This window comes from uncultured Veillonella sp. (genome assembly GCF_963543145.1).
Taxonomy (GTDB): Bacteria; Bacillota; Negativicutes; order Veillonellales; family Veillonellaceae; genus Veillonella.
The window spans coordinates 1-11,918 of record NZ_CAUTZP010000027.1 but is presented as its reverse complement, the minus strand read 5'-3'; the positions used below and the strand labels follow the sequence as shown (position 1 = coordinate 11,918).

Below are 11,918 nucleotides of genomic sequence, written 5' to 3'. Positions count from 1 at the left end.
AGAGTTTCTTCTCATTTTTTATTTACTTGTCACAAATGTATTATACTCTTACAAGTATTTCTTTCCCTGTTTTGTAGTTAAAAGAGATTATTAAATAATCCAAACATCTCCTTTATACATATTCCCTGTACCTGATAATTTTACATCAGTAATTAATTTACGTAACTGGGCTTTACTATATACCCCATTATTTAATGGGTATTGTATTGTGTTTACATACTTATGGCTTTCATCATATGTAATAAACATCAACATCCCTTGTTGATTATCTAATTCAAAATCTAATAATAACCCTGGTATGCCATCATTCCACACATAAGTATGGAATCCCTTTGTTATCATTTTAGCCCCAGGTGAACCAAACAACTCTGCAGACTTATTATCAATCTTATTTAATATACGAATCTCATCAACTGTACTAAATATACCTTTTTCAGGTTCAGAATTAGGTTCAATGCGAATTTGTTGATTTATATCTTTATCAATTGTAAAAGTTACTCCATCCAATTTATCATTCATATTCTTTGCTTTTACAGCTGTTTTAGGTACCCTGAAGGAATATGTTTTATATGTCTCAACCTTGCTATAATCATCTAGATCTTGAAGCGAATAGATTGATGGCACTACATAATTAGCCATTATTCTATTAATATCATTGGATGTGACTAGCTTCGTTGCACGCGGATAAAGGATAACATTATACTCTTGATTTGGATGTTTGCTCAGCTCAAAGTTTAAACCAATAATTTCCATATCAACAGCCCCGCTAAGGGTTGTCTTTCTCAAAGAACTTTTACTTAAGCCGTCATAATTTACAACAACATCAGTTTTCTCAGTAGTGTTTGGTGTTTTATTTTCAATAATACCTGCAGCAATCATAGGTGATTCTACTAAATAATGAGCATTTGAATTAGGAAAATCTGCTATAGCCTCTTTTTGTATTGCACTAAAAGGAAATGTAACCGATAGTCCACCATAATTATTATGTAAGTTCACAATTGTGTTACCGTCAAATTGACGACGCTTGATAGAGTATAAATCATTTTTAAAGGATTCAACTTCATCATCATTAACAGCAGTACCAAACCCTTTAGATATTCCCTTTTTCGATATAGTCGAATCTATTATCTTTCTAGTTTCTACATCATAAGCATTCTTAATATTTTCAGTACTATATACCCCCTGTACATACACATCCTTAGCAATACTTGGATCTGCACCGGGAATGTTCACATCAACAGCATAACTAGATACACTAATAGCGCTTAATATTACAGCACTTAGTAATAATCGTTTTAACATATACATCTCTCCATAAAATAGTAATATTAACTGTATTGTAACATAATAATAAGATATCGATGAAAATAATTACAAAACGAAAGAGGTTCCTATTGGTCACCTAAGTGACTATTAGGAACCTCTAATCTATTTACTTTTATAATTGACAACACTATATTGAACTTGAGGCCTAAATGGGTCCAGCCTTTGCTAGTCTTCTAGAGATTGGCGGTGATCAATATGAGTACATACAAAGTGTTATCGCTCATGATTTCCTTTGGCATACTTGTAGCGACCATTATCATGGCTGCAAAGTGATTGACCTCTAGCTAAAAGCTAGCTTTCTAATCGTGGCATGAAAAAAGGCCCGACTGTGAAGTCAGACCGTTTCTTCAATATTAAAAATCAGAAGCGAAGTCTGGCGTCCAAACCATTTATGCCTCACTTTGATATAAATTATATCATATTAAAACAGAGAAGAGAACCTGATGGTTCTTTTCCATCTTCTCTTGTTCGCAGAATAGACATGCCTACTAGAATCCTCTATATTACTATTAATTAATGATAAAAAAAACGTACACCTATAATTCACACTTTATATTACACTCAATATAAATTTTTAATCCCATGGTTCAACACTTGGACTAAATGGCAATCCATTTACTGGTCCCCAGCCTTCTCTAGTAGGCATATTATCAGAATGGTAACAAATTGTATTGCCATGTGTTGCACTAACTTTAAATCTCCGTTTTATAAATGCATTAACTACACTTTTACGTGGATGATCACTATCTTTTGCAACAGATGCACAAGCGGTTCTATTTTCAACACAATTTGAACATTTAAATCCAGTTATTTTATCTAATATAGAGCTAGATATATTATGTCGACTTCCATGATGGGGTATTTGAATCAAGTTGTAGTTCTCAAACTGAATATTATTACTAATACCATAATCATACGCAGCATCTAAGGCCTTTATTCCTGCATCCCCCGTTAATAATACATTATAAGTAGATAGTCCCAAATGCAAAATAACGGATGTTTCATTCTCCGCACTAGTTGATACATTTTCATGAAGAGTATCCTCACCAGTGAAAGATTCAACTATAAAATTTTTAATACTCTTAACAGCCTCAGTGAATTTAATCCCACTTCTTTTTTCAGCAAGACTATTTTTAGATGAGTCTACAATTTGTTCGATATAAAAAGTTTTACTTGGACTAAGCACTTTAATTTCATCATTAATATATGCTCCCTGAAAAATTGATAAAATAGGTATGCTATATTCATTAGCTAATTCTTCAATTCTCTTAACATTAGGATAAGAACTATATAGCTCTTGTTTCAAAGATTCCTTAGTTTTACGACCGTCATTGACATGCGGCCATAAAGATTCAATGTAGTTCCAAGGACAATTCATATAAATTTTTCCAATTTCAATTTTTCCAAATAATTCAATTATTCCACTAGTATGATCATTATCAGGATGAGAAATAATAACACAATCTAATTTTTTTGTATTATAGTAGTCTATTAAATGCCTTTCTATAGTCTCACCAAATGCTTTTACACCACCATCATATAATACATGAACAAATTCTTGTGCCCCCTCAGGCATATATCTGAATAAAATTGAATCTGAATCTTGATTCACTGAACTATTAGATAAAAAATCTATTTCATATTTCATAATACGCCCCCATAAATTAAATGTATTTACTAACACGTTTATTAATATATCCTGTTTGTTTTCTATAACTAAGTAAAAATAATACTATTAAAAATACATTGTAAATAACAGTTTCACTGTTAATCAACATGCATATATCATTAATCTCTTTGTGTATAAATACTAAAAGAAATATTATTAATCCAGTTAAAATCGTACGATAAATATTATTAACTGTATTTAGTTCAATGATAGTTTTATCACATTCAATAGCAGTTAAATAAAATTTATAATCAATAAATATTATAAATTTTATTTTTTTTAGGAGTGGCTCAATACATATAGATCCAATTCTACTTATTATCATCCCAACAAAATACGCCATAAAAAAGATATAAACAATTGGTATCTGATTCCAATCATATACGTTCCAAAATATATTATAAGTATATATAAAAATCATTCCAGGAAATAAATTATTCCATATATCATAACGCCTTAAATATTCCAGTAATATCTCCATGATATTTGTACCTCAATAATTTCTATCATAATTTCATATTACTAATTATTAAATAAACCATTTATTTATTAAATCTTGTATTCTTCCTTCTTTAGCATAAAATATGGAATCTTCTTGTACAAAGTTCTTTCTACTTACAGCATCAGCAATCGGACCAAAAATAAAGTTTGTAGCAATACGATAGATAATAGCAGATGGTGCAAATCCATAAACTTGGTTTTCAAGAATATGTTTCAACCTTGCCTCATCATCTGGAAATTGTTGTTTCATAGATTCATTGTTATACAAACGTTTAACTAATTCCGCAATATACAACCCAGATTTCATATAGAGATCAATATAGGTTTTCGTAGAATCAGCAAAAATACTAGGATTTTCTTTCTCCAATTCATCAACCATTCGTTTTACTACTTTTTTAGGTGTAAAGATTTGATTTGTTTGTTGTGGTGGAATGTAGTCAAAGATATCCTCTTTATTATCTTCAAAGTAATTAGCAAGTTCTGCTTTTTTACGTAAGAATTCAAGTATAGCTTCATTGAATGTCGGCGCATCAAACAAATGACCATTAAAACCATCACCACCATCACGTAGATATCTAAATTGATCCAAAGTGATACCAGTAACTTCATGGAAAACATCTTCATCTACATAGGTATCAAAATTGTCTAGTGTAAGCTGCTCATCACCATATGCCATAAGGAAACTCGGGATTGTTCTAGCAAAGCCACGTAGATGGCCACGAATTTTTTCTTCATCACTATTCATTCTGTTTTGTAGAGCTTCTACTTCCTGCTGTTTAATAATCTGTTTTGGCAATTCCTGTAATGTTGTACTAATATCTTTTGTAAATTTATCTTTATATTCTACTTTTATAGCACTAATTACTTCTTCTTGTTCGTTTTTAATAGCTAGCTTTTCCTCTTCTGATTTAGCAGCTTCAATTTTCTCTTTATATTCAGCTTGTTTATGTGCAATAGCAACATTTTGTGCCTTATCATTTTCTTCGGCTACCGTCTTAATTGCATCTTTAATATCCTTTTCGATTCGTTGAGCTGCTCGATTTTTAAGGCCATACGTTTCTTGCATTTCCTGAACAATTGGTGTAATTACAGGATCAGTAACACGCGCAAGCATATCATCTAAGGTTGGTTTTAAGTTTTCCTTACGTATCGTTTCTTCAATCGTATTTATTGAGCTTCGTAATTTATCGCCAAATAAAGCTTCTTGCTTATTAATAACGATTTCGTCTGGAACAATTGGATTATCATCATCATCTAACTCAACATCAACAATATCTATTTCATCTCCACCCATAGTAACTTTACCTTGAGATGCTTCAGGCAACTCACTTAGAATATCTAAAACAGTTTGAGTAGCCCTAAAGATACCTGCAATATTATCGAATAAAAGATTTGACATAAATCCACGTTTAACAACTTCTTGAGCCTTAATTTGCTTAGGAATCGTCATGACCTGAGCCGCATCAATCTCTACCATTCGGCCTGAAGAATCCTCAGCGATAACTGGGAAGAAATTTAGCAACTCGCCTATATTTTCTTTTCGAGCATCAGTTGTCCCGTGACCAGCAGCAGTTGCAAGCGATAAATCATTAGCAAACTTATCATAAATAATTAGTGTGCGTTCTGGAGCAAAATCAAATACATAAGCTCGTTCTTTACGGTAGTGTTCACCTTTTTCTGTCCAAGAATATGGATTTTGTGCTCTAAATGCAGCTTGCATATATTGAGCTGGCGATTTCATATTACATAACATGATAACGCCGGTCCATTCTGGAACAGTTACACCTGTTGTTAATTGCCCTACTGAAAGTGTAATTGTCTTATCATGCTCTTTAATGGCCTTACGGACAGCTGCCAATGACCTAACATTTTCAGTTCCCTCGTCAGATTCATAAGCATTACCAAATCCAGCAGCCAATACAATACCATAATTTTCAAAGGTTGGATGATTTTCTAATAATTTTTTAAGAGCTTTAGCTGAATTTACACGATCTAAAATCCAGAAAGTATGCTTTAATTCATTACGTAACTCTTTTGTAGAAAATGGATATTTTTCATTATGAGTTAATGTATTAAGCCAAGTCTTTACATCTTTTTCATGAATAAATTCACCACTCTCATTAGTTTCAAAAAATTTATTCAAATCAAACACATAATCATAGTTTTCACCATCAATTGTTATGCCATCATTAATCACTTCTAATACCATCTTAGACATTTGATAGGTAAACATATTCAATTGAGGTAATGCTTCGTATGGATTCTCACTTTCACACGTGCTGTCCCAATTTTTCTTAGCTTGTTGTTCATCTGCATATGACCAATTATAAATCTGTTCATCACTAAATTGACCTTTAGCAATTGCTTTAAATGGTGTACCAGATAGATGTAACGTCCATTTTCGATGAATATTATTGAAAGCAAAATCTGACTTACGAGTATCAACAGCTTCATGTGCTTCATCTATGATAACTAAGTCCCAATGTAAATCAGCAACCCACTTTAGCTTATTATATTCACCACCAAAGAATTTGGAACCTTTCAAATCCTGTAAACTGATAAATGCAATTTGCTTAGCCTCTTCATCCTCTCCAAGATATGTTATAAACTCATCTCTACTCATAGATGGTCGTTCTTTTAGGGAATCCGTACTGCTAACAAATTTGTATTTTGTATTGCCCGCAACGAACTGTTCAAAATCATCATACCAAGAATTTGCAACAGCTGGGCGATTGGTAAGCACTAAAACATTTGTTACGTCTAATCGCTTAACTAAATCATAGGCTGATAAGGTTTTACCAAATCGAGGTTTTGCATTCCATAAAAATTCACTATTTTCATGACTATTGAAATAAGCCAATGTTTTTGTAACAGCTTCGTCTTGCTCCCGACGTAATGTGTATTCATTACTTTTTCCTGGTTGATAACCTGATACATCATGATGAATAAACTTGTTAAATAAACCTTCTGATTTCTCTGGCGTACCATTAAAATAAAACCACTCTGTTTTCGGTCTACGTTCTATATCATGAAATTTCAGAAAACCGTGAAAGTCATGGTCTTTAAAATTTAGACCTTTTTCTGGTCCATCTATATATTCGGCTAAATGATTCCATAAAATTTCTGTTTGAATAGCTGCTGTATGGGTTTGCTCACGAATTCGAGTCTCCACATCCCGTTCCGTATATCCAATCTTAACCCACCCATCATTAGTGGTAACTTGTGGCGTAGTATATGCATAGATTTTAGGTTCTACAACCTTCCCTGTTTTAATCTCTGTCCCCATTAGTCCATAGCCCTCACTTTTGATTCAATGAAATCTATTTCATCTTGTGAAAGATTATATTTTTTGTACAATTGTTGGTCTATGTTTTCGATGGATTGAGACCAATCAATATCTGAATTAGAGGTAAAATCTTGAAGCGGAACATTTTTCCAGACTTCTTTAGATTGATTATGTTGAGTAACTTTCATAGTACCTAACATCGTTCTCAAAAATTTTGTTTTTATATATTTTAATAAATATTCAGCTTCTTTTTTATTATCAAATGCACCAAAAGAAATAAAAGTTTGTGTATACCCGACAAGGGGTTCCCCGACAAGGGGTGTAGAAAGAACTTCACCAATTGCACCACTACCATTAGATGCAGGTAAAAGAACTTTATACTTTTCTAGATTAGGATGATCATCTATAATTTTACGGCTAACCCACTTTATTACACGCTTATTATTTTCCCGACCATATATTCCTACATTATGTTCATAATCTGGAGCATCGAAAAATAATTCAGGTAGTTTTTCAAATATATTGGATGATATAGAACGTTCTTCTGATGGACTTACTCTTCCTTTTAACTCTGGATATATGGAGTACAAAGTCTTTATAAATCTATATGTACTTTTACCATAAAGTAATTGATTGAATGGTCTATATGATTCATTTAACACTTTCCCTAAAATAGAGTTTAATTCTATAAAAGGAGTAAATGTACCAATTTTTTTAAATTTAAGATTTTCATCAAAATAAGTTACTGCAACGCCTCCTTTAATATCAGTATTAGGAAACACTTTATCCGATTTTTGCTCATAATAAACAACTTTTACATGCTCATTATTTAGAATAGACTCATTCCAACATTTCGGAGTCTGACCTGCATTAAATAAAAATCTAGCGGGTGTAATAAGCACGGTTTTATTACCAATACTTCTTGCAGCATCAATAAATTTATGATAAATAGGTTCATCTCTAGCATTTAGACCTATACCTTCATTTTGATACGGAGGATTTCCAATTACTACATCAAATTTCATCATTTCATCTCCCTTAGAAATTGAATCAATAGATACTAACACTTTGTTTTCCCAATCTTTAACAAGTGTAAACTTATCTCCCTGTATCTCTTGATTGTTTACTTCATCAAATAGATTGAGTTGAATATTATTCTTTGAATTATCTGAATATGGGGTCTGCTTTGTTAATCCATTCATTTGAAATATATTATAAGATATAATAGTTGCTATTTGTTTGATTACCTTCATACTCGGTAATTTACCAAATTTATGATTATAATATTCACAGAATGATAATAATAAGTTTTCACGAGCCAATAGTAATGAATCCCCTTGTAACTCATATCCATAGCTAGATTCATAAGCTATTTTTGACCACTTAATAAACTCTTTTTCCGTAATTGATTGTTTTACTATTCTCTGTAATTTTCGATCTAAAAAACCAACACGCTTTTCGACGGGAATAATATCTCCAGTAATAGAATCATAACGAGTTACAATATATGGGGCCTCACCGCAAGCAAGCTCTAACCAACGTAAAGCAATAAAGCTTTCAAAAGGAATATCCCAGTTTTCATTCATTACAATGGATACCTGCTTATCAACAAGCCAAGATGGAGTAAATACTTCACCGCGTTTACGTGTACGTATCTCTTGATTTCGTTTATTCTTTTCAACACGTGGTTGAATAATAGAATCATAAGGACCTATAATTAGATTCTTTTTAATAGGTTGGTCAGCACAAAAAGGCTTCCCCATACCTTCATAAGAAGGAGAAGCCCATACAATATTTTTATTTGTAGTTCGATCTTTTAGTAAAATTGTCAACAGCGTTCCAGAATCATCAACAATTCCTTCTTCGCTAATATCCACTGTTAGTAATTGCATATATGCCTCATTTCTAACCAATAATATATTTGTACTCATTATATAATTATTCATCTAATTTTTAAAGTACACTCTACTTTATAGAATTATAATGCACTAAATAAGTAATAATAATCCATCACATACAACATCATATGTATTATATAAATAAAATACCACATCATATGAGACAAAAACACCTCGATATGATGTGGTATTGATTTTTTCACAATCCACTCTATCACTACATATTAAACATAATATTACTTTTGGGATTCTTCAATTTCGGAAAACCATATGTCTCTATGGCATATAAAACCTTTTGAATAGATGTTTTCAAATTATCTTTAGATACCCTACAATTGCGTTTTCATTTCATTCGTTCAAGTCGTTCATCTATCTTGTTTCACCACGTCACTAATTAATCGCCCTAAATCAATAGCATTTTTAGATGTAATAACAGGTTTACCTGTCCTAACTTCAATAGATTTACGCGCATCACCAGCGATAGAACCGCCATCTTGAGCAACCTGTTTATTTTCCTCTAATCCTTGTGGATTTGTAGCTTCTGCAATATCTTTAGTTGCTGTTTCTGCTAACATATTTAAAATTAGCTCCGTAGTAGACATATTATCTCTCAGGTTTTCCTTTTTAAGGCCTTTAAAATCTTTATACTCTCGAGTAGTCATTCCAGACCAAGCTTTTGAAATTTCATTGGTTAAGATAGCATATTCATTGCCACCCTTAACACCATGATCTTGCCATGTATCTGTAAGTTCTTTACGCACTTGAATCGCCTGTAATCGTTGGTTAATCCATTCTCGGCTATATCCCTTACGAGCATATGATTCTAAAGCCCTATCAATCGTAAGTTCCGGATCAATGATTTCATTAATACGTTCTTTACCAACCTCTGCTAACCATATTTTAAAAGGTTCTGCCTTAGGCGAAGGAATGGATTGTATAATACGGAAAACATCTTTTAAGTTCCCTGCTAATACTTTTCGAATCTTACCATTCGTCGATACCATTCCTACCTTGGGACAATTTGTCCCAAGGTAGGATGCTAATATTTCGTCCCTCTTCTTCATTTTTCTTAAGTAATCAGTTGGATTTTTACTTTCAGATAAAACTCCCACAACATCCACTATACTAAAATACCACTCTTCCCTTTCATTATCCCACACAGAACGAATTTGACTACCTTCAAACATCTTTACATCATCACTCATACATCTTCCTCCTCTCTTTAAATACAAATATATGTTCTATGTTATTATCTATAGTATACGCCTTTTACCATAAGAAATAAAGATATTTTCTACAAAAATAGAGCTCTTTTTTTACTTTCACCACACACAAAAAAGCCCTCTATCGCAAGGTATATACCTTGCAACAGAGAGCCTATAGTTGCATGAAAAGCTAACCTATGGTGCGAGTTACTTCATAAGGTATTTTTAGCTTTCCTTTCATTGTCTATTATTTTGTATTCTTAATATCAAACGTCGCCATATCGTTTGGCAGCTTAGCCCCAAGCCCACTTTGGAATGTGTTATAGTAGTCCTTATTGTTATTAGTATCTACATATTGCACAATATCTCGCAAATCTTTTTCGACCAAAGAGCTAGTATTATAGGTCATAATAAAGTGATTGTATACGTATTGTTTATCATGGGATATTAACATATATATCGTTGTTTTAGGACGCTTAATTTGCATATATACAGATGGCATAGCATCATTCCAAACGGTAGCAAATTGGATTGGTTCTCGTTTCGAGTACTTGTCATTTAAGATAATACTGCGTACAGCTTTCGGGAAAATCCTCTCTGGATGTTGTATATCTTCAGCCTCAACCGGCATCACCATGATACCTTCTCTATACTGATCGCTATCGTATACATACATATACGAATTATTTTTATCCTCCCGCATCATTTTACTTGTTTTTAGCGTTAAGAATGTAAAATCATTAATTTTCAAAGCTTTGCTTTTTGAAAGAATATCCTTCGCTGGTTCAATGGATGGTAATACATAGTTTACCAACGGTGACATTATCATATCTTGAGCCTTATCAACACCTTGTGCTTTTAACACACTAAACTGTTTTCTAGGCATAAAATTATAACCTATATGATACGAAATTGTCGGTGTATTCTTCATCGTAAAATTAAGGCTCCCCACCATTGGTGCATCATTAGCATACGTTACATCCCATGTCGCTTTTTCAACCGTAGGATACATAAATTTACCCGCATATAATGAATGATCATCACCACGAAATACGCCAGCTGTTTTCTCAGCAATAGCTTTCATATCATCAACTGTTAACTTACTGTACGGAATCTTACTATCTTCCCAATTATTACCTGCTGGTTGATGACGCAACTCATAACTAATTACGCCATTAGAGCTCATAATCATTGCATTTCTAAAGGCAGATGTACCATCTTCAATTTTTTCAGTATTGCCATATCGACTCGAGTAGGGCATAGTGAATTTTACATTGGTCCCATCATCTTTCAAAATAAATACAGATGAAGAAAAATCCAATGAATGGTTCAACTCACGATTAGAATAAATGACATCATTTAAATCTAATTCACCATTACCTACCACTTGTTTTGGCATATATGTTTTTATATCCTTTTCAATCTCCTGTTCCATCTGCTTTGCATCTGCATCAGTCTTACGATAGTTCTGATATGCATCCTTTGAAATTGTCGGATCTGCACCAGGTATATTAATATCAATTGCATGACCACCCAATGTAACACAACTTAAACAGAGCGTAGCCATCAATACACGTTTCATCATGACAACTCTTCCTTTCACATAAATTCTCTCAAATAGTATATATATAGAATATCATATTTTATTTGACTTATAGTAGTACAATATAAATATAAAAATGAGGAGATGATTACTATGAAATATACAAAACGTATACTTGTCATGACTGCCCTAGCCGTGACTGCTGTAGTGTCCACAGGATTTGCTTACGATTATGTATGCAATAATTCTCAGTTCAATTGCAATACTAATACACATTACAACTGCAATAACAATGCTAATTATGCACCATGTAACAATAACAACCAAAACTATTGCGATCCAAACTCTAATACTAGAGGATATGGTGGATACAGAAGATAATATCATAGACATAACAAAAGCCTATAGTACGATTTTGGTACTATAGGCTTTTGTGGGTTATAGGACAAAAAGTGTGTGTGACTAATCCCAATAAGTTGGAAAATCTGTA

7 protein-coding genes are annotated in these 11,918 nt (G+C 32.5%); 1 reads left to right on the top strand and 6 read right to left on the bottom strand.

The window, feature by feature from the left end:
- Nucleotides 1–90: 90 nt before the first annotated feature.
- Entirely contained in the window at nt 91–1,302 is a 1,212-nt protein-coding gene (locus tag RWZ05_RS08635) for a hypothetical protein (protein ID WP_314643752.1), read from the bottom strand.
- Nucleotides 1,303–1,521: 219 nt separating this feature from the next.
- On the opposite strand from RWZ05_RS08635, the gene RWZ05_RS08885 reads away from it, so the two are divergent.
- Nucleotides 1,522–1,599, top strand: coding sequence for a putative holin-like toxin (locus RWZ05_RS08885; RefSeq protein ID WP_227041506.1), 78 nt, complete (start codon nt 1,522–1,524; stop codon nt 1,597–1,599).
- A gap of 301 nt (nt 1,600–1,900) precedes the next feature.
- On the opposite strand, the gene RWZ05_RS08630 is transcribed toward RWZ05_RS08885, so the two are convergent.
- The 5 genes from RWZ05_RS08630 to RWZ05_RS08610 all read right to left on the bottom strand — a co-directional run bounded on the left by RWZ05_RS08630 (nt 1,901) and on the right by RWZ05_RS08610 (nt 11,470).
- Nucleotides 1,901–2,974, bottom strand: coding sequence for a hypothetical protein (locus RWZ05_RS08630; protein WP_314643750.1), 1,074 nt, complete (start codon nt 2,972–2,974; stop codon nt 1,901–1,903).
- A gap of 550 nt (nt 2,975–3,524) precedes the next feature.
- Nucleotides 3,525–6,782: a DEAD/DEAH box helicase family protein gene (locus RWZ05_RS08625; RefSeq protein WP_314643749.1), complete on the bottom strand. Its 3,258-nt coding sequence runs from the start codon at nt 6,780–6,782 to the stop codon at nt 3,525–3,527.
- Nucleotides 6,782–8,674 carry an Eco57I restriction-modification methylase domain-containing protein gene (locus tag RWZ05_RS08620; RefSeq protein ID WP_314643747.1) on the bottom strand — a complete coding sequence of 631 codons (1,893 nt, stop codon included), beginning with the start codon at nt 8,672–8,674 and terminating at the stop codon, nt 6,782–6,784. Before RWZ05_RS08620 ends, RWZ05_RS08625 begins: the two co-directional genes overlap by 1 nt.
- 371 nt (nt 8,675–9,045) lie before the next feature.
- A complete protein-coding gene (locus RWZ05_RS08615) occupies nt 9,046–9,885 on the bottom strand; it encodes a BRO family protein (RefSeq protein ID WP_314643745.1) in 840 nt (279 codons plus the stop codon).
- Between the two features lie 247 nt (nt 9,886–10,132).
- Nucleotides 10,133–11,470: a hypothetical protein gene (locus tag RWZ05_RS08610; RefSeq protein ID WP_314643744.1), complete on the bottom strand. Its 1,338-nt coding sequence runs from the start codon at nt 11,468–11,470 to the stop codon at nt 10,133–10,135.
- Between the last annotated feature and the right edge of the window lie 448 nt (nt 11,471–11,918).

What these genes read in the sequence shown, in the direction of transcription:
- RWZ05_RS08635 (WP_314643752.1), bottom strand. Translation starts at nt 1,302, where the DNA reads ATGTTAAAACGATTATTACTAAGTGCTGTAATATTAAGCGCTATTAGT.
- RWZ05_RS08885 (WP_227041506.1), top strand. Translation starts at nt 1,522, where the DNA reads ATGAGTACATACAAAGTGTTATCGCTCATGATTTCCTTTGGCATACTT.
- RWZ05_RS08630 (WP_314643750.1), bottom strand. Translation starts at nt 2,974, where the DNA reads ATGAAATATGAAATAGATTTTTTATCTAATAGTTCAGTGAATCAAGAT.
- RWZ05_RS08625 (WP_314643749.1), bottom strand. Translation starts at nt 6,782, where the DNA reads ATGGGGACAGAGATTAAAACAGGGAAGGTTGTAGAACCTAAAATCTAT.
- RWZ05_RS08620 (WP_314643747.1), bottom strand. Translation starts at nt 8,674, where the DNA reads ATGCAATTACTAACAGTGGATATTAGCGAAGAAGGAATTGTTGATGAT.
- RWZ05_RS08615 (WP_314643745.1), bottom strand. Translation starts at nt 9,885, where the DNA reads ATGAGTGATGATGTAAAGATGTTTGAAGGTAGTCAAATTCGTTCTGTG.
- RWZ05_RS08610 (WP_314643744.1), bottom strand. Translation starts at nt 11,470, where the DNA reads ATGATGAAACGTGTATTGATGGCTACGCTCTGTTTAAGTTGTGTTACA.